This window comes from Pseudomonas sp. GW821-FHT05D12 (genome assembly GCF_059419825.1).
On the sequence record NZ_JBWKSN010000010.1, the window covers coordinates 1 to 18,265 of the forward strand.

20 protein-coding genes are annotated in these 18,265 nt (G+C 64.3%); 7 read left to right on the forward strand and 13 right to left on the reverse strand.

What is annotated here, in order from left to right; genetic code table 11:
* Nucleotides 1-113: 113 nt before the first annotated feature.
* Together AC07SI_RS19095 and AC07SI_RS19100 are read right to left on the reverse strand one after the other, a co-directional pair.
* The gene (locus AC07SI_RS19095; RefSeq protein ID WP_065907618.1) at nucleotides 114-860 is read right to left on the reverse strand and encodes a creatininase family protein; all 747 of its coding nucleotides are present in this window, start codon (nucleotides 858-860) and stop codon (nucleotides 114-116) included.
* A 29-nt stretch (nucleotides 861-889) separates the two neighbouring features.
* Nucleotides 890-1,603, reverse strand: a complete 714-nt coding sequence (locus tag AC07SI_RS19100; protein ID WP_065907619.1) for a murein L,D-transpeptidase catalytic domain family protein — start codon at nucleotides 1,601-1,603, stop codon at nucleotides 890-892.
* 39 nt (nucleotides 1,604-1,642) lie between these two features.
* Here AC07SI_RS19100 and AC07SI_RS19105 point away from each other — a divergent pair, with 39 nt between their 5' ends.
* Nucleotides 1,643-3,244, forward strand: coding sequence for a L,D-transpeptidase family protein (locus AC07SI_RS19105; RefSeq protein ID WP_495006273.1), 1,602 nt, complete (start codon nucleotides 1,643-1,645; stop codon nucleotides 3,242-3,244).
* Between the two features lie 166 nt (nucleotides 3,245-3,410).
* Here AC07SI_RS19105 and AC07SI_RS19110 read toward each other — a convergent pair whose 3' ends face one another.
* A complete protein-coding gene (locus tag AC07SI_RS19110) occupies nucleotides 3,411-4,445 on the reverse strand; it encodes an alginate lyase family protein (RefSeq protein ID WP_495006274.1) in 1,035 nt (344 codons plus the stop codon).
* Between the two features lie 117 nt (nucleotides 4,446-4,562).
* Here AC07SI_RS19110 and dapF point away from each other — a divergent pair, with 117 nt between their 5' ends.
* Nucleotides 4,563-5,372, forward strand: coding sequence for a diaminopimelate epimerase (gene dapF, locus AC07SI_RS19115; protein WP_495006275.1), 810 nt, complete (start codon nucleotides 4,563-4,565; stop codon nucleotides 5,370-5,372).
* Nucleotides 5,373-5,417: 45 nt separating this feature from the next.
* Nucleotides 5,418-6,635: a TPM domain-containing protein gene (locus tag AC07SI_RS19120; protein ID WP_495006276.1), complete on the forward strand. Its 1,218-nt coding sequence runs from the start codon at nucleotides 5,418-5,420 to the stop codon at nucleotides 6,633-6,635.
* A 5-nt stretch (nucleotides 6,636-6,640) separates the two neighbouring features.
* On the opposite strand, the gene AC07SI_RS19125 is transcribed toward AC07SI_RS19120, so the two are convergent.
* Nucleotides 6,641-7,318 (reverse strand): class I SAM-dependent methyltransferase, encoded by a 678-nt coding sequence (locus AC07SI_RS19125; protein ID WP_106803524.1) that lies wholly within the window; start codon nucleotides 7,316-7,318, stop codon nucleotides 6,641-6,643.
* A gap of 125 nt (nucleotides 7,319-7,443) precedes the next feature.
* Between AC07SI_RS19125 and AC07SI_RS19130 the strand changes: the two genes are divergently transcribed.
* The gene (locus tag AC07SI_RS19130) at nucleotides 7,444-8,001 is read left to right on the forward strand and encodes a hypothetical protein (RefSeq protein WP_083221467.1); all 558 of its coding nucleotides are present in this window, start codon (nucleotides 7,444-7,446) and stop codon (nucleotides 7,999-8,001) included.
* Nucleotides 8,002-8,058: 57 nt separating this feature from the next.
* Nucleotides 8,059-8,589, forward strand: a complete 531-nt coding sequence (locus tag AC07SI_RS19135) for a GNAT family N-acetyltransferase (RefSeq protein WP_495006277.1) — start codon at nucleotides 8,059-8,061, stop codon at nucleotides 8,587-8,589.
* Here the strand turns inward: AC07SI_RS19135 and AC07SI_RS19140 are convergent.
* The 4 genes from AC07SI_RS19140 to AC07SI_RS19155 form a co-directional block, all read right to left on the reverse strand.
* Complete coding sequence (locus tag AC07SI_RS19140; protein WP_495006278.1) at nucleotides 8,576-8,998, reverse strand: GNAT family N-acetyltransferase; 423 nt, start codon at nucleotides 8,996-8,998, stop codon at nucleotides 8,576-8,578. The genes AC07SI_RS19135 and AC07SI_RS19140 overlap by 14 nt on opposite strands.
* A complete protein-coding gene (locus tag AC07SI_RS19145; RefSeq protein WP_495006279.1) occupies nucleotides 8,979-9,365 on the reverse strand; it encodes a hypothetical protein in 387 nt (128 codons plus the stop codon). The genes AC07SI_RS19140 and AC07SI_RS19145 overlap by 20 nt, the downstream gene beginning before the upstream one ends.
* 70 nt (nucleotides 9,366-9,435) lie before the next feature.
* Nucleotides 9,436-9,927 carry a GNAT family N-acetyltransferase gene (locus tag AC07SI_RS19150; protein ID WP_065907635.1) on the reverse strand — a complete coding sequence of 164 codons (492 nt, stop codon included), beginning with the start codon at nucleotides 9,925-9,927 and terminating at the stop codon, nucleotides 9,436-9,438.
* A gap of 446 nt (nucleotides 9,928-10,373) precedes the next feature.
* Nucleotides 10,374-11,789: a purine-cytosine permease family protein gene (locus AC07SI_RS19155; RefSeq protein WP_065907637.1), complete on the reverse strand. Its 1,416-nt coding sequence runs from the start codon at nucleotides 11,787-11,789 to the stop codon at nucleotides 10,374-10,376.
* A gap of 218 nt (nucleotides 11,790-12,007) precedes the next feature.
* On the opposite strand from AC07SI_RS19155, the gene AC07SI_RS19160 reads away from it, so the two are divergent.
* Nucleotides 12,008-12,919 (forward strand): LysR substrate-binding domain-containing protein, encoded by a 912-nt coding sequence (locus AC07SI_RS19160; protein ID WP_065907639.1) that lies wholly within the window; start codon nucleotides 12,008-12,010, stop codon nucleotides 12,917-12,919.
* 405 nt (nucleotides 12,920-13,324) lie between these two features.
* Here AC07SI_RS19160 and argE read toward each other — a convergent pair whose 3' ends face one another.
* From argE to AC07SI_RS19180, 4 genes are read right to left on the reverse strand one after another with little or no spacing between them, the layout of a single operon-like run.
* Complete coding sequence (gene argE, locus AC07SI_RS19165) at nucleotides 13,325-14,470, reverse strand: acetylornithine deacetylase (protein WP_495006280.1); 1,146 nt, start codon at nucleotides 14,468-14,470, stop codon at nucleotides 13,325-13,327.
* On the reverse strand, nucleotides 14,467-15,144 hold the full coding sequence (locus tag AC07SI_RS19170; protein ID WP_106803538.1) for a DUF1028 domain-containing protein: 678 nt from the start codon (nucleotides 15,142-15,144) through the stop codon (nucleotides 14,467-14,469). Before AC07SI_RS19170 ends, argE begins: the two co-directional genes overlap by 4 nt.
* A gap of 10 nt (nucleotides 15,145-15,154) precedes the next feature.
* On the reverse strand, nucleotides 15,155-15,565 hold the full coding sequence (locus AC07SI_RS19175) for a RidA family protein (protein WP_010171793.1): 411 nt from the start codon (nucleotides 15,563-15,565) through the stop codon (nucleotides 15,155-15,157).
* A gap of 24 nt (nucleotides 15,566-15,589) precedes the next feature.
* On the reverse strand, nucleotides 15,590-16,921 hold the full coding sequence (locus AC07SI_RS19180; protein WP_495006281.1) for a flavin-containing monooxygenase: 1,332 nt from the start codon (nucleotides 16,919-16,921) through the stop codon (nucleotides 15,590-15,592).
* 216 nt (nucleotides 16,922-17,137) lie between these two features.
* Here AC07SI_RS19180 and AC07SI_RS19185 point away from each other — a divergent pair, with 216 nt between their 5' ends.
* On the forward strand, nucleotides 17,138-17,572 hold the full coding sequence (locus tag AC07SI_RS19185; RefSeq protein WP_495006282.1) for a GNAT family N-acetyltransferase: 435 nt from the start codon (nucleotides 17,138-17,140) through the stop codon (nucleotides 17,570-17,572).
* On the opposite strand, the gene AC07SI_RS19190 is transcribed toward AC07SI_RS19185, so the two are convergent.
* A complete protein-coding gene (locus AC07SI_RS19190; protein WP_106803541.1) occupies nucleotides 17,569-18,171 on the reverse strand; it encodes a LuxR C-terminal-related transcriptional regulator in 603 nt (200 codons plus the stop codon). The two genes, AC07SI_RS19185 and AC07SI_RS19190, sit on opposite strands and share 4 nt — an antisense overlap.
* Nucleotides 18,172-18,265 lie beyond the last annotated feature (94 nt).

An 18,265-nucleotide genomic window follows, 5' to 3' on the forward strand; every position in this document is an offset into this window, starting at 1 on the left:
CAAATGTGGGAGCTGGCTTGCCTGCGAAAGCGGTGGATCAGCCAGCGAATGCATCAACTGGCACACCGCCTTCGCGAGCAAGCCCGCTCCCACATTTTTAGTCGGTGCAGGACCTAGGGCTTGGCTTCGTTGCTGAAGGTGTTGACTGTCTTGACCAGCCCTTGCGCCGCCAATGCCACCAGTTCACCGCCTTTTTCCACGGTCGCCAGCGCGGGGTCGGAGCCCATGCGTCCGTCGGGGAAGCGTGCGCGGAAGTCGAGGGCTTCGCGGATCGGCCCGGTGTTGGCGATTTGCGGCGAGTAGTCGGCAGACTTGATCGATTCCGGGTACGCCCATTGCGTCACGGCAATCTCCGACGGCGTGGCATGGCTGCCATGGCCCACCGGGAATTGGCGGTGAGCCAACTCGTTGACGCCTTCCAGATCCCACCAGTTCACCAACTTCAGCGCAAACCCGGCGGGGCGACGGCCGAAGCTCGCCTCGGCGTACAGTTCGGAAAACGCCGCTTCAATCGTGGCGATATTGCCGCCATGGCCGTTGAGGAACAGGATCTTTTCGAAACCATGCCCCGCCAGCGAGCGCACCCAGTCGCCAATCGCGGCAATGAAGGTGGAAGGGCGCAGCGAAATGGTGCCGGGGAAACCCAGGTGATGCTGGGCCATGCCGATATTGAAAGTGGGGCCAATCAGGATGTCGGCGTTTTTCTGCGCCTCATGGGCGATGATTTCCGGACACATCCAGTCGGTGCCGAGCAGGCCGGTTGGGCCATGCTGTTCGTTGGAGCCGATGGGGATCACCACCGTGCGGCTGCGTTCCAGAAACTGTCCGATCTCGATCCAGGTGGATTTGTGTAGCAGCATGCGATGCTCTCTTTTATCTGTGGGACAGGCTATCCGCCACGGATTGTACGACTACTCGCCACCTGTTGGGGTTTGCAATTGAGGTACGTCGAGGACTTCAGCCAGCGCTGGTCGGGGTACCACGAAAACATGAACTGCCCATCCTTGAGCTTATCCACCACCTGGCGTGCCACCTGCGGGCGCACGGCCGGGCAACCCTGGCTGCGGCCGATACGGCCTTCGCGCTTGCTCCACAAGGGGCTGACGTAGTCGGCGGCATGAATCACCAGGGCGCGGTCGCGGGCCTGGTCGTTGAAGCCCGGCTCCAGGCCGTCCATGCGCAGCGAGTAGCCGTGGGCGCCGAGGTAGCTTTCCTGGGTTCGAAACAGGCCCAGGCTGGATTGGTGGCTGCCTTCCTGGTTGGAAAACTGGGTGGCGAAGTTTTCCCCGGACTTGGCACCATGGGCCACCAGGTCGCGCAGTACCAGGGTCTTTTTGCGCAAGTCGAAGATCCACAGCCGACGAGCGGTCGATGGCTGCGAATAGTCAATGACGGCCAGGCGCTCTGAGCGTTCCTCGCCGTTGTTGACCGCGCACTGCACCGCGCTCAGGGCGCTTTTGAGCACAGTGGGATTGAGTTCTGGAGCCGAGCGCGCCAGGCTGCTATACAAGGAAGGAGGGTTGCCATTGGCGGCGAGAGCAGTATTGCTCAACGCGGCCAGGCTTACGGCTATCAAACCGAGGCGGCAGAAAAAAGTCAGCATCTACAGTACATCCCCCCACTGTGGATTGGAGCAAAGCCATTGTTCAAAAAACACGCATGTTACTTGAGCATTTGCCTGCTCGTTGCACCATTGGTCGCGACAGCCGATGCGCTGCCGGACGCCGCGTTACCCGTCGCGCCGCCGACGTTGGTCGCCACGGCACCGGTGCAGCAGGCCCTGGCGCAACTGGCCAGTGTTTGCCCCAGCCTGGCGCCGCAGATCGATGCCGCCGTGCAAGCCCGTCTGCAAGCCTTCTACCAGCAGCAGGGCGATGTGCCTGTGTGGACCGCCGATGAGCGCCGGCAAGCGTTGCACGCGCAGTTGCTGATGCTCGCCGACGACGGCCTGGACCCCACCCACTATAGCCTGCCTGCGGCGGACGCCACGGCTAACGTGCTGTGCAGCGATATCGACAGCAGCCGGCAGTACCTGCAAGCCCTGCAGGATCTGCATTACGGGCGTCTGCAGCAGTCGCGTTTCGAGCCCTTGTGGCACTCGCAGCCGCCGGCCCATGACCCGGATACCGAAGTGCTGGCCTTTGCCGCCGCCGGCCTGCAGGACATGGCCCAGGCCTTCGACCAGGCGCGCCCCAGCGCCGATCTTTATCGCAGCTTGCGCAACGCCTATTCCGCCGTGCGCCAACGACCGTTGCCGCATTGGGACCCGGTCGCCACCGGCCCGCTGCTGCGCCCGGGCATGGATGACCCGCGCGTGCCCGAACTCGCGCGGCGCCTGTACAGCGGCGGCTACCTGGCCAAGGCACCGACCGGCAACAGCAGGCAATATCGCGACGAGTTGGTCAAGGCGGTCAAGGCCTTCCAGCTCAGCCACTCGCTGCAGGCCGACGGCGTGATCGGCACCGGCACCGTGGCCGAACTCAACGTCAGCCCGGCCGTGCGCCGCGAACAACTGCGCATCAACCTCGAGCGTTTCCGCTGGCTGGCCCAGGACCTGGAACCCGAAGGCGTGCTCGTCAACGTGGCGGCCGCGCAACTGAGCGTGTACCAGAGCGGCATCCCGGTGTGGCAAACCCGCCTGCAAGTGGGCCGCGCCGAACGCCAGACGCCGCTGCTCAAGTCACGCATTACCCGCCTGACCCTCAATCCCACCTGGACCATCCCGCCGACCATCATGCGCGAGGACAAGTTGCCAGCGATCCGCCTCAACCCCGAATACCTGCGCCAGCAGAACCTGCAGGTGCTCGACGCCCAAGGCCACCCGCTGGCGCCCGACCAGGTCGACTGGGCGCGCCCCGGCAATATCCTCCTGCGCCAGGAAGCCGGCCCGCGCAATCCGCTGGGCAAGATCGTGATGCGCTTCCCCAATCCCTACTCGGTGTACCTGCATGACACCCCGAGCCAGCCGCTGTTTACCAAAGGGCCACGGGCGTTCAGTTCGGGGTGCGTGAGGGTCGAGCAGCCGTTGCTGCTGCGCGACCTGCTGGTGAGCCCGGCCGAACGCGCGCGCACCGACGAACTGCTGGCTACCGGCCTGACCCACGAATTCCGCCTGGCCACGCCGGTACCGGTGTTGTTGGGCTACTGGACCGTGCAGGTCGACGGCCAGGGCGACCTGGTCTACGCGCCGGACATCTACGCGCGTGACCCGGTATTAATGAAGGCGATGGGCAGCGTCCTCTAACCCACCCAAACCCTGGCCCCTGGGCTCCTGTGGCGAGCGGGCTTGCGCGTTGGGCTGCGCAGCAGCCCCATCACACCCCCAACATCCGGTCCCGCCTGATGGCTGACGCCGACCACCGTGCATCCCTGCAACTGCTCCCGCCCCGACGGCAGCACATCCAGATGCCCTATTTCAAATAGCAGGCGCTGATCCAGTCTGCCGGCTTGGCCGAGAGCTGCATTGCCATGGGTCGGTAGCGCGGGTCCAGTTGCGCTGCCAGCCAGAACAGGCTTGCGCTGCTCCTCGGCTGCCAGGCGCCGCTGTAGCCAGCCTCGCCAACGCCGGCGCGGTCCTTGTCGAATTGAACATGGGTGTGTACGAACTCCTGATGGCTGCGCTCACCCGTGGCGTACGGCACCAGCCAATCGAGGGCGGCACCCAGGGATGCGCCATTGGCGGTGGTGGTCAGCCAGTTGCCACCCACCCCGTAGGGCTTGGCTGCCAGCGCGGCCTGTACCAGCGGCTCAAGGTCGTAGACCACGTAATGCAGGGCGTCGCGGTCCTGGAAGTCGGTCACCGAGCCGTCAGGCAGGATATTGTCGGCGACCTGCTGCTGGAACAGGTGAGAGGCCTGCTCCAGCATCACCCGGTCCCCCAAGGCGGCCGCCGCCACGCTGACCAACTTGACGCGGTGGCTCTGCCAGTTATTGGTCTGCGTGCCTTTTTTCGGCGGGTGAAACTGCTCGATACGCGCGATGTAGCCATTGCCCAGTTGGCTGATCAAGCGGCGACTGGCCTCGCGGGTAGCCGGGTTCAGATGGTCGGCGGTCAGCGCGTAGGCGCTGATCAGCATGTCGAGGTTGGTCTCGTCGATGGGGTTGAAGTCCGGTTGGTACACCCCGGCCCACGCGGCGAGGTAGGCATCGACCTGCTTGAGGTAACGCGCATCGCCGCTCAAGCGCCAGGCCAGTGCCGCCTGGCGCATCACCGGCCAGTCCTGCTCGGCCGCGATGCTCTGCTCGCGAATGCCGTGGTGCGGCAGGGTGCCTTCGGTGTGCACATGCGCCAGGGGCTGGGGCAGGTCACCCAAGTGACGTTGGGCCGCCGCCAGCAGCGCGGGGGACGCAGGATTTGTCGCGACGGGTTGGCAAAGGCTTGCCGCCGAGGCCGCATGGGTAAACGCCGCCAGCATGGCGGCCAGGGTCAAGATGGTTTTTTTCATGAAAGGCTCTGCCGGACGCGAACCCCGTCACGCTAGCACGCAGCCGGCGAGCGTTTGATGAAACTCCCGTCAACTCAGTATGCTTGCGCCCCCCACCGGTCGATCCCAGGACGCGCCATGACCTTGCCCTTTGTGAAGATGCACGCCCATGGCGACGACTTCATCATCATCGACCGCCGTGGCCTCGATGACCCGATCACCCCCGAAGTCGCCCGCCGCCTCGGCAACCGTCACACCGGCATCGGCTTCAACCAGCTGGCGGTGGTGCTCGATTGCGAAGACGCCGCCGCTCGCATCAAGTTCTGGAACCCCAACGGCACGCCTTTGGCCACGTGCGGCAGCGCCACCCGTGGCGTGGCTGATCGGTTGATGCATGAAGCCGGCGCCGATTCGGTGGTACTGCGCACCGATCGCGGCCTGCTGACGTGCGTGCGCGAGGCGGGGCGGCGAGTGTCGGTGGACATGGGCGCGCCATCGCTGGACTGGGCCGCGGTGCCGCTTGCCGAGGCCATGGATACGCGCACGTTGCCCATCGAGGGAGGTCCTGCTGCGTGCAGCATGGGTAACCCGCATTGCACGTTTTTTGTGCAGGACATCGCCGCCGTCGACGTCGCGGCGCTGGGGCCGGCGCTGGAAATCCATCCGTTGTTCCCGGCCAAGACCAATGTGCATTTTGTGCAGGTGCTCGATCGCGGGCATATCCGCCTGCGCATCTGGGAGCGCGGTGGCGGCGTGCCGCTGGGGTCCGGCTCGTGCTGCTGCGGGGCGGTGGTCAATGGCATCCGGCGTGGGCTGCTCGACGCCACCGTGCAGGTGCAGTGCGATGGCGGTACGGTCACGGTGCACTGGGACGGGCAGGGCGGTGTCGTGCTGACCGGCAGTGTGGCGCCGGTGATGCAGGGCAGCGCCTACGCGTTCGAGTGTTGATCAGGTACAGTCGGCGCCTTCAGGAAGAAACTTCAGGTAACAATCATGATGCGGTGGTTGCAGCAATCCGTCTTGAGTCTGCTGGTGTTGATGGCCTGCAGCCTGTTCATCAGCGCCCAGGCCGACACTTCGCCGATCGGCGTGGCCCTCGACCAACGGGTCATCGACCAACGGGTCATCGACCTCACCAACACCCTCGACCCTGGCACCACCACCCGCCTGAAGGAGCAACTTGCCGCCCTTGAACAACGCAAAGGCGCGCAGGTGGCCGTGCTGCTGGTGCCCACCACGGGCGGCAGCAGCATCGAGGATTATGCCAACCAGCTGTTTCGCGCCTGGAAACTGGGGCGCAAGGATGTCAACGACGGCATCCTGCTGGTGGTGGCCAAGGAGGACCGCAAGGTGCGCATCGAGGTCGGCTACGGCCTGGAAGGCACCGTCACCGACGTGCTCGCCCACCGCATCATCGAAGAGCACATCACTCCGGCATTTCGCCAGGGCGACTTCGCCGGCGGCGTGGCCCAGGGCGTGAACGACCTGGTGGTGCTGGTGGACGGCGGCGACTTGCCCAAGGTCGCCGGCCCCGGCATCAATCCCCAGGCGGTGGCGGTGTTGCTGGCGTTTATCGTCGGCGGCATCGGCGGCGTGCTGATGGCCGCCGGCAAGCTGCCTTGGCGCCAGGCCTTGATGCTCACCGTCGGGGTCACGGTGGCGCTGGCGGCACTGGCCGGTGGGCGGGATTGGCCGATGTACCTGCTGTTGTTGCCATTGACGATCCTGATCGGCGGCGCGACCTTCGGCGCTTTGTGGCTGGCGCGCACGGTGTTTTACTGCGTGATCGGGTTGCTGGCCTACATCGCGGCCTTGCTGGTGGCGGACCGTTTCGTGGCGGTCAGCTTTGTCCATTGGCTGGCCTTGCCATTGGGCGCGCTGGCCGTCCTGGGGGCGTACCTGGCGCTGTGGGTGGTCATGAGAGACGCCTGGAAGACCAGCCCCGTGGGGTTTGCCGTGAGGCTGCTGGCGGCGATCGCCGTGTACGTGGCCGCCGGGTTGATCGCCGACGCCGGGCGTGACGGCTGGCTGGTGGCGTTTCCGATTGCTTCGTTCGTGGCGCTGTTCATCTTTGGCAAGACCGCCGCCGGCTCGGGTTCCGGTTCGGGCGGCAGTTCATCCGGTTCAAGCTCCAGCAGCTCCAGCTCCAGCAGCAGTTCGTCCGGTGGCGGCGGCTCCAGTGGTGGCGGCGGCGCTTCAGGGAGCTGGTAAAGCCGCTAGCGCGGCGTGTAGCCGACCCAGCCCTTGAAGCTGAAGCCGGCATAAAACAGCTCCACCCCTTCAAACCCGGCCTCGCGCATCAAGGCTTCATCCGTCTCGGGCGATAGTACCGGCAGCTGCGCGCTGATCGCGGTAATCGCCCGCTCGGCGTCCGCCGCCGGCACCCCCGAATCCACCGCGAACGCCGCATAGCGCTGCAACCAACGGGCCTTGTCCTGCGCGGCCTGCGGGAAGCTGTGGTGCGCCACAATCAACGGTGCCCCTGGCAGCAAGCGCTGCCACAATGCCTTGAGGGTTTGCAGGCGCTGCTCCTGCGGGATGAAGTGCAAGGTCAGCAAGCACGTGGCCCCATCGAACGGCCCCAGCGGCGCCGTGTCGATGTAACCCTCGTGCAAGTCGACGCGCTCATTCAGCGGGCCCAATGTCGCCTGCGCCAGTTTCAACATCTCGGCCGCCGGGTCCACCCCCACAAAGCGCCAACCCGGCTCGGCGTCGGCAAAGCGCTTCAACTCCAGGCCGCCACCCGCGCCGAGTACCAGGACCGTGCCGGTAGCCGGCACGCTTTCGCGCAGCAGCAGGGTGGTCATGCGCTGCAGGCCATCGAAGCCCGGCACCAGGCGCACAGGGCCTTCGGCGTAACGGGCGACGGCGTCGGGGTCGGAAAAAAAGCTCATGGCAGGGCTCCTGCGGGGTTGGCGAGGGCTAAACCCTACTGTGGCAAATCGGCAGTGGCAATCGGTTCAAGAAATCCACGATGATGTCGATAGGATCTCATCGACCACAAGGACCGTTCCCCCCGATGAAACTGCTGAAACTCGCTGCCATCTTGACCCTGCCACTGCTCGGCGCCTGCTCCGACTACCACTACAAGAACTACCAGGGCGACTGGGCGCCGGAAAAACTCCACCCTGTCGACCTCTCCAACAACGCGCCGGACGCGGTGCTGGTGTACTTCGACACCTGGCGCGAACGCGAACTGGGCGTGCCGTTTCACCGCCTGGCACTTGCGGTGGAGGTCGACGGCGTGACGTTGCCGGGGGCGGGTCGCCAGTCGATTCTCAACGTGAGCGGCGAACAGGCCCTCAAGCTCAGCCCAGGCAAACACTCGCTGCGCTGGTGCAACGTGTCGATGAACGCCCTCGGCACCGGCGGCGCGTTCTGCAACGAAGGCGCGGACGACGTGGAGTTCAAGGCCGGCAGACGCTACCTGGTCAGCTACCGCCTGACCGCCAGCACCCGCGGTGTGGGGCCGAACTACAGCACTCAATACCGCACCTATTCGAGCATCAAGGACCTCGACTCCCAGGAGATCATCTATCCCAGCGCCGGCACCGGCACCTTGATCTCCAATGATTGATGCCCACGGCCTGTGTGCGGAAACGGCCGGCCATCACGTGCCGAGGGCCCGCCTGCCATGACCTGCCTGATTCGCGACGCGATCCCCCAGGACGCCCTGTGCATCGGCGTGCTGGGCATGCAGGTGTTCCTCGACACCTACGCCACCGAAGGCATCCGCAGCGCCATTGCCAAGGAAGCGCTGCACGCCTTTGCACCGGAATCCATCGCCCAACTGATCGCCGAACCGGGCACGGCATTGATCGTGGCCGAGGTGAATAACCACTTGGTTGGCTTTGCCCAGATCCAACTCGAGGCCGGCCACGCGATGATCGACGCGGCCAACGTCGCCGAACTGCAACGCCTGTACATCCAGGAGCGATTCACCGGGCGGGGTATCGGCAATCAATTGCTGCACGCGGCGGAGCAGCGCGCGGCATCGGCGGGTGCTGCGTTGTTGTGGGCGACGGTGTGGGCGGGGAATGCGCGGGCGCTGGGGTTCTATCCTCGGCGCGGCTACGCCGTGCTGGGCGCGCCGACGTACACGTTCCAGGGCGAAACCCATGAGAACCGCTTGTTCGGCAAAGCCCTGGACGCTACAGCCGCTTAGATAGAAATACGCGGCAGCTGCCAGCCGGTTCACACGGGATCTCACCAAAGCGCAGCCAACCATGCCGCTCGTAGAAACCCGGTGCCTGGAAGCTGAGGGTGTAGAGCACCGCATTCGCACAACCGCGCCGCCGTGCTTCGTCTTCGAAGGCGTGCAGCAACTGGCTGCCCAGGCCGCTGCCGCGCAGGGCCTCGGGCAGGTGGAAGAGGTCGAGGAAGGCGGTGCCCAGGGTGGTCTTGCCGGTGATGCCACCGAGGATTTGCCCGCTGGCATCCTTGATCAGCACGTTCAGCGGCCGGCGGTCGTTGCCGCCGGTGGCGGCCGTATTGAAGGCGGCGAGGCCGTTGCCGAGGAGGCGCTCGGCGTCGGGGTTGGCGTGGTCGCTGATTTCAATGGACGGTGGCGTCATCGTCGGGTATCTCAGTCGAGGAGGCAGGCACTTTAGCCTGCATTGCCTCCTCTTCCAATTGCTTCTCCCGGGCCGCCAGGCGTGCTTTGTTGTCGGCCTCTTCACGCGCCTGTTGGTCGCGGTGCATTTGCGCTTCCATGTCCTTCATCTGCTGGCGATTCTGCTCGGCAAACTGACGCATCTGCTCGCGGTTCTGCCGCGCTTGCTCATCGGCTCGTTGGCTGGCTTCGCGCTGAAACTGTGCGAAGGAACCGTTGCGTAGGTGTTCAATGTCCTGGGCCGTGGCGCCGAAGGCCAACGGCACGGTCGAGATCAAGGTGGCGGCGAACAACACAGCGGTAACGCGGCTAATCCGATTCCTGGACATCAAGGCACTCCGAGTCAATTCGTGGTGCCTTGTTGGACGTCGCCAACAGCATAAGTTCCAAGCGTTGCTATTAAAAAGCCATCACCATTTCATGCCACGCCATCCCGCCATGATCCGAAGGCGATGGGCGCACGTAGGTGTAGCCCATGCGGGTGTACAACGGCACATGCTGTTCCTTGCACATCAAGTGAATCGTCTGCTTGCCCAGCGCCTGCATGCGCTGCACAAACTCGGTCATCAGCCGCTTGGAATAGCCCTGGCCCTGATGCGCCGGGTCGACCACCACCGACATGATCACCACATTCGGTGCCTCGGCCGAATGGCCCACCAACTCCTTGAACGCTTCGTCCGACATCACCACGTCATGGGCGCAACCCGAGTTGATGAAACCCACCACCTCACCATCGGCTTCCAGAATCAAGAAGCCCTGCGGGTACTGCGCAATGCGCGTGGCGATCTTCTCCAGAGTCGCCGCCTCGTCGCCTTCGTAGGCGGTGATTTCAATCTCGAAGCAACGGGCAGCGTCGGCGGGGAGGGCGTTGCGGAAGGTGAGGGCGGGCATGGGCGTTTCCTGGAGGGTTGAGCGAAAGGCCCCATGATAACGGCGTGCCCCAGCCATCGCCATGGCGGGGGGCTGCGGCGAGCACACAAGCAAAATCTGGGAGCAACTGTCGAGGCCCAGCGAGGCGGCGACGGCGGCGGCATTGCTGGCATTTTCTTCGGCTGACACACCGCTTTCGCAGCCTCGCTGAAGCTCGGCAGCTCCCACAGGGGAATTGCGGTGTCGACCTTATTTTCAATCCCACAGAGGTACTTGCGGTGCCGGCCTTATTTTCAGTTAGGCACCCTCGGATCACACCTCACTACGTCATCAGCCCCCTGCGGGCGGTGGCACGACACTCAATGCGCGACGTCGCTGAAAAATGAAAAAACCCTCCACACCCTGGCCTCGATGCCACGATATAGAGGGTTCCAGACATCACCATCGAATCACTTCAAGCCGTCAGCTCACACCCCTTCCACCAATTTCCCGCCATGCATACGGCGTTTATAGGCACTGTCGCGACTCGCCAACCAGAAATACAACGGCGACGTCACCACCAACCCCACCACCCAGGACAGATCCGCGCCGTTGATGTGTTCGGAAATCGGCCCTACATACAGCGGCGTGTTCATGAACGGAATCTGCACCGCGATCCCGACCGCGTAGGCCAGCAGCGCCTGGGGGTTGTAGCGGCCGTAAATCCCGCCATCGACGCGGAAGATCGAGGCGATGTCGTATTGACCTTTGTGAATCGCGTAGAAGTCGATCAGGTTGATCGCCGTCCACGGCACCAGCACCACGAGCAGCACCAGCACCATGTCGACGAAGTGGCCGATGAAGTCTTTGGAGGCGAACACGGCGGCAATCGCGCAGGCGGCGAGCACCAGGATGGAGATTACCGCGCGGCTTTTGGCCGTGGGGATCCAGCGGTAGGCGAAGGTCTGGACCAGGGTGATGATCGACAGCACGGCGCCGTAGAGGTTGAGGGCGTTGTGGCTGATCACGCTGAGCAAGAACAGCACGAGCATCAGCGGGCCGATGGCGCCGGTGGCGAGTTTGACCGCGTCCATGGTGTCCATGCCCACCGGGGTGGCGAGGACGGCGACGGCGCCGAAGATGAACGACAGGCTGGAGCCCAGGGCGGAGCCGAGGTAGGTGGTCCAGAAGGTCGAGGCCACCGGCACGTCGGCCGGCAGGTAGCGCGAGTAGTCCGACACGTAGGGCGCGAAGGCGATCTGCCACAGCGCTGCGAGGGACACGGTAGCCAGCCAGCCGGAGATGTTGAAGCTGCCGCGTGTCAGGAAGTCGGTGGTCTGCACATGCGTGAAGATGTAGCCGAAGCCCAGCACGATGCCGGCGCCGAGCACCCAGGTGCCGATGCGGTTGAGCACATGGATGAAGCGGTAGCCGATGATGCCGATGATCCCGGAGCCAATGGCGCCGATCACGATGCCCACCGGCACGGGCACGGCATCGACCACGCCGTGCAGGGATTTACCCGCGAGCACGATGTTGGAGGCGAAGAAGCCGATGTACATGACGCCGGCGATCACCACCACCAGCAGCGCGCCGAGGGAGCCGAACTGCGCGCGGCTCTGGATCATTTGCGGGATGCCCATTTGCGGGCCTTGGGCCGAGTGCAGCGCCATCAGCACGCCGCCGACCAGGTGGCCGACGAGGATAGCGACGATGCCCCAGATCAGGTTGAGGTGGAACAGTTGCACACCCAGCGCGCCGGTGACGATCGGCAACGGCGCGATGTTGCCGCCGAACCACAGGGTGAACAGGTCTCTTACCTTTCCGTGGCGATCTTCCGGGGGCACGTATCCAATCGTGTGTTTTTCGATAAGCGGGGCGGAGGATGTTGCAGTGGTAACCATGACGAGCTCCAAGGCAAGGTGAGTACGTGGACGTACTTCGCTGTGCGCCGCCTGCGCGGCGCTTTGTTGTTGGAGTGATCATCTGCAATGGGCGCAGGGAGGTAAATTAGTAAGTTTGTTGCTATAGACCTTAAAAAATATCGCTCGCGCTTTGCCGCGCTCCGGTATGTTGCCTGTACCTGTTTTGCGGGCGAAGTCCCACGTTTCTGGAGGTCCCGATGGCTGCCTACAACTTGCGCCAACTCAGATATTTTGTCACCACGGCCGAGTGCGGCAGCGTCGCCGAGGCGTCGCGCAAGCTGTATATCGCGCAGCCGTCGGTGTCCACTGCGATCAAGCAGCTCGAAGACAGCTTTGGTGTGCAGTTGTTTATCCGCCATCACGCCCAGGGCGTGTCACTCACCCCCAGCGGCGCGCGCTTCTATCGCAAGGCCCTGGAGCTGCTGCGGGTGGCCCATGAATTCGAACAGAACGCCCTGGCCGACAATGACGTGGTCGCGGGGCAGATCGATATCGGCTGTTTTGAAACGGTGGCGCCGCTGTACTTGCCGCGCTTGATCGCCGGTTTCAAGGCGCGCTGGCCGGGGGTGGAAATCCGCATCCGTGACGGCGAGCAGCAAGAACTGGTACAGGCGCTGACGGCGGGCAGTATCGATGTGGCGATGCTCTTCGAACATGACCTGGGCGCGACCATCGAGACCACGCCGCTGATGCCGCCGCAGCAGCCGTACGCGTTGCTGCCGGCGGATCACCGCTTTGCGCAGCAGGCCAAGGTATCCCTGGCGGATTTGGTGCTGGAGCCGATGATCTTGTTGGACGTGCTGCCGAGCCGCACGTACTTCGTGAGCATCTTTGAAGAGCGCGGGCTGACGCCGAATATCGTGTTCAGCTCGCCGTCGATCGAGATGGTGCGGGGCATGGTGGGGCGGGGCTTTGGCTTTTCGATCCTGGTGACCAAGCCATTTACCGAGTACACCTATGATGGGCAGAAAGTCGCGTGCGTACCGCTGGCGGAGACGGTGACCGGGTCGGGGTTGTCGGCAGTGTGGTTGCGCCGGGCGCCGCTGACCAAGCCGGTGCAGTTGTTTGTGGATTACTGCCGCGAAGAACTGGCGCGCTTGCTGGGGTGAGTCTGCACGGTTTTCCGGCAAACACTGGAGACAATGTGGGAGCCGGGCTTGCCCGCGATGGCGGTGGGTCAGTTGCCCCGGGTGTGGCGGATGTACCGCTATCGCAGGCAAGCCAGCTCCCACAGTAGAGGAGATCAATGTGGGAGCCGGGCTTGCCCGCGATGGCGGTGGGTCAGTCGCCCCGGGTGTGGCTGATGTGACGCTATCGCAGGCAAGCCAGCTCCCACAGTAGAGGGGGGCTGCCGGAAGAGCGCGCGCTTACTGGAGTGAGCGCAGGGCAAAAATGTGGGAGCGGGCTTGCTCGCGAAAGCGGTGGGTCAGTTGCCCCAGGTGTGGCTGATGTACCGCTTTCGCAGGCAAGCCAGCTCCCACATTGGTAACCTGTGTTGCCTGCAGATAGGCGGTTCACGCACGGATTGAATCGAGCATCCGCCACAGCATGGCATCACACCCCGCCAGTTGGTCGACACTCACAAACTCATCCGGCTTATGCCCCTGGTCCATGCTCCCCGGCCCGCATACCACGGTGGGGATGCCCACCGCATCGAACAAGCCACCCTCGGTGCCAAAGGCCACGGTGCCGAACTCACGTGAACCACTGAACGCGGCAATCAACTCCGCGGCCTGGCTGCGTTCGTCGGTGACCAACCCCGGATAGGCCGACAGCTCGGTAAAGTGAATCGCACTCTGCGCGCTGACCGCCTGCATGCGCGGCAGCACCTGCTGCGTGGCATAGGCCTTCAACGCGTCGGCCACCTCGCCTGGGTCTTGCGACGGTAACGCGCGAATCTCGAAGTCGAAGCGGCAATCGGCGGGCACGATGTTGAGTGCCTTGCCGCCACTGATCACGCCGGTCTGCACGGTGCTGAACGGCGGATCGAACCGCGCGTCCTGGGTGCCGCGCAGCTGCTGTCCGATGCGGCCCAGTTCACCGATCAACTCGGCGGCATGTTCAATCGCATTCACCCCGTACGGCGCGTAGGCCGAATGGCAGGCCTCGCCATGCACGTCGCAGCGCATCGCCAGCTTGCCCTTGTGGCCCAGCACCGGCTTGAGCTCGGTGGGTTCGCCGATAATGCACAGCATCGGTTTCACCGGTCGTTGCTCCAGCACCTTGAGCAACGAGCGCACGCCGAGGCAGCCGACCTCTTCGTCATACGACAGGGCGATATGCACCGGCATCCGCAACGGCGCCTCGACCAACCCCGGCACCAGCGCCAGCACACAGGCGATATATCCCTTCATGTCTGCCGTGCCACGCCCAAACAATTTGCCGTCGCGTGCGGTCAACTCGAACGCCGGCACCGTCCAGGGCTGGCCGTCCACCGGCACCACGTCGGTATGCCCGGACAGCACAATGCCGGGCAATTGCACCGGGCCGATGCTGGCAAACAGGTTGGCCTTGCTGCGGTCCTCGTTGTAGATCCGCTCGCTGGCCACGCCGAAGCTCGCCAGGTAATCGTGCACAAACTCGATCAACTGCAGGTTGGATTCGCGGCTGGTGGTGTCGAACCCCACCAGCGTGCGCAGCAACGCCTGGCTCTGGCTCATCGCTCGTCTCCGGCCACGCCGTAGCCGGGCGAACGGTCGGGGGCGAGGGCGCGGTCGATGTAGTCCTGCACTTGCGGGCGGTAGGCGTCCCAGAGTTTTTGCAGCGCGCCGATTGGCGCCTCGTCCGCCCAATCGACCCGCAGGTTGATGATCGGCCAGGTCAGTTCGCCCACCACCACCAGTGCGGCGGAGTGCACCGGGCCGGCTTCGCCACCGGCGGCGATGGCGGCGTGCATGGCGGCCAGGAGTCGATCCGCCAACTGCCCTTCGGCCTGTTCAAAGGCGGTGACCATCGCGTCGATCACCGCGCGGTCGGCGAGCATATTGCCCGCTGCCACGCATTGCTCGCCCGACACGGCGTTGTGGGTGCCGAGGGTTTCGCTGCCGCTGAAATGCACGCTGCGGCCCAGGTGATCAATGGCCGTGAGCTGTCGGTACTGGCTGTAGCCATTGCGCGTCAACGCGGTGTCGATGGCCTCGGCAGGGGCGAGGCCTTGTTCGAGCAAATCGAGCACGTCCGGGCCCAGCGCCGGCAGCGTGATGTTCTGGGTCGACACCGCACCCACGCCGGGCCGCAGCCACGGGCAACGGGCGCCCACGGCAATGCTTGAGGAACTGATGGCAATACCCAACTGGCCGGTGTCGGCGCATCGGGCGACGATGGAAAACGTCATGGGCAGCTCCTTATTCGGGAATAACCGCGATCACATCGATTTCCATCAGCCACTGCGGCTGGCCCAGGGCCGAGACGACCAACCCGGTGGAGATCGGGAACACGCCCTTGAGCCACTTGCCGACTTCCTGGTACACCGGCTCGCGGTAGCGCGGGTCGATCAGGTAAGTGGTGGTCTTGACGATATGGCTGAGGTCGCTGCCGGCTTCTTCGAGCAGTTGCTTGACGTTGCGCATGGCCTGTTCCGCCTGGGCGCGTGGGTCGCCGAGCCCGACCAGGTTACCGTCGAAATCGGTGCCGACCTGGCCGCGCACGTACACGGTATTGCCGGCGCGCACGGCCTGGCACAGGTCATTGTCCAGGCTCTGGTTGGGGTAGGTTTCCTTGGTGTTGAACATGCGGATGCGAGTGTGGGTAGGCATCTGGAAAACTCCGAAAAATAAGGGTCAGGCACTGACAGGTGTTTTGTGAGCCACCGGGGCGGCGTCGCGGTATTCGAGGTATTGGCGCTGGATGGCGATGTGGTCGGCCACGTACTTGGCGTCGTGCCACACGCCCCAGATAAACGACGAGCCGCGACGTGACTGCCAGGGCAAGCCAAGGAAGTAGATTCCGGCTTCGCTGGACACGCCGCGCTGGTGTTGCGGCTTGCCGGCAGCGTCGAATGCGTCGACTTGCAGCCAGCTGTAATCCACGGCAAACCCGGTGGCCCAGATGATCGAGGTGATGCCGGCCTTGGCCAGGTCCAGTTCCAGGATTGGCTGGCGGATGCAGTCTGCATCGGGGAAGACACGGCGCGCCTCAGGCTCCAGCGGCAGGTCCAGGCCGTTGCGCTCGATATAGGCATCGGCCGCATCCAGCAGGGCCAGGTAATTCTCGTCACCGCGCGCCAGGTTCTCGACCAGATTGGGCTGGAAGGTGGCGACACTGCCGTTGAAGGCTTGGGTCAAGCCGACCAGGGTCATGCCTTGCTGGGCCAACTTGCGAAAATCGATGGTCTTGCCGCCATGGGCGCCGCTCACCGCAATGGTCACGTGCTCGCGGCCAGGTTTCATCGCCGCCTGGTCCCACTCGCCCAACACGCCCAGCCACCAGCAGAAATCACGGTTGCGGTAAGCGCGCGGCGGGCGGTCGTGGGCGCCGACTGAGAGGTACACCTGGCGACCGGAGCGCTGCAGTTCATCGGCGATCTGTACACCGGACGAGCCGGCGCCCACCACCAGCACGGCGCCGGCCGGCAGTTGCGCGGGGTTGCGGTAGTCGGCGGAATGCAGCTGGTGCAGCGCGGTGTCCTTGGGCGCAATCGCCGGGATCACCGGCTTCTGGAAAGGCCCGGTCGCGGCCACCACGCGGTTGGCTTCGATCACGCCTTCGCTGGTGTGCACGGTGAAGCCTGGGCGGCCGACATTGCGCACCACTGAGGTCACGTCCACGCCGGTACGGATCGGCGCGTTGAATTTGCGTGCATAGGCCTCGAAGTAATCCGCCACCCGTTCTTTTGGCGCAAAGCCATCGGCGGCGACGTCATCGAATTCCAGGCCAGGGAAGCGGTCGTGCCAGGCCGGCCCGTTGGCGACCAGCGAATCCCAGCGCCCGGTGCGCCAGCGCTCGGCAATCCGGCTGCGTTCCAGCACCAGGTGGGGCACGCCTTGCTTGCTCAAATGCTCGCTCATGGCCACGCCAGCCTGACCGGCTCCCACCACCAGGGTATCTATTTTTGTTATCGCTACAGTCATGTGTCTGTCCTTCCGTAATGCAGTTGGATTCAGCTCGGGCATGACTTCAAGGCTAGGGGGAGGGCGGTTATTAATAAAATATTATTAAGCTGGGAAGTGAGCATAAATATCGGATGCAGAGCCGTCGCCCGCGGCGTTACCGGGCCTCCTCCTTTCGGTGTGGGAGCGGGCTTGCCCGCGATTGCAATCTGCCCGGCGATAGCGTTCCATCTGACTCACCGACAGCGCGGGCACGCCCGCTTCCACAAGGTTTTCGCCATGCCTGACATCCGCGTCATGACCGCGTCCGACTACGACGCCGTGCTTACCCTCATGCAAAACACCCCCGGCATCTCCCTGCGTGATGCCGACTCCCGCGAGGCTACCGAGCGCTACCTGGCGCGCAACCCCGGGATGAGTTTTGTCGCGCAAGTCGAAGGCCAATTGATCGCGTGCGTCATGTGCGGCCACGACGGGCGTCGCGGGTATCTGCAGCATTTGCTGGTGCTGCCGGACTACCGTCGCCAAGGCCTCGCGCAGGCGTTGACCCGGCGCTGCCTTGAGGCGTTGGAACAGTTGGGTATCCACAAATGCCACCTCGACGTGTTCAAGACCAACACCCACGCCGCCCAGTATTGGCAGGGCCAAGGCTGGAAGCTGCGCACCGATATCGACCGGTATTCCTTCACGCGCGCGGGCAATGAAAACGCCTAGAACTCGCCGGAATACTTCACCGCTGCCGCTGCCCGCGAGGGTACGTCCAAGGTGCGCAGCAGCGACGACACATGGATGCGCACGGTAAACGGCGAGATATCCAGGGCCTTGGCGATTTCCTTGTTGGTCTTGCCCTGGGCGATCAGGCGCAGCACTTCCTGCTGGCGGGTGGTGAGGGTGTGAGTGTCGAGGGGCAGCAGGCCGGAGGGCGCGAACTTGACCAGCACCTCGCCTTCGCGAATCGCCAGCAGCGCCTGGCCGATCTCGTCGGGGGCGATGTTCTTGCCGATAAACCCGTCGGCACCCAGGGCCATCACTTGATCGATCAGCGCCGGGTCATCGACCATCGACACCACGACCAGGGTGGTGCGCCGCAGTCGCTGGCGCAGCTCGACCAGCTGGCTCATGCAGGTCAGGCCGGGAAAGCGCAGGTCGAGGATCAGCGTATCGACGTCGTGGCCGTCGCCGATCAGCGCGAGCACCGTGTCCAGGTCGCCGGCCTCTTGCACCACGGCTTCGGGCAGCAAGCGCTGTACGGTGCGCCGCATGCCTTCACGGAACATCGGATGGTCGTCGGCGATGATGATGCGATCGGTCATGGCGTGCTCCTCCCTGGGGCAAGGTTGTGCGCTGGCATGCTACCTTACCACCGCGCCCAGGGTCTGCCTGGGGTGCATGATGGATTTGTTGACT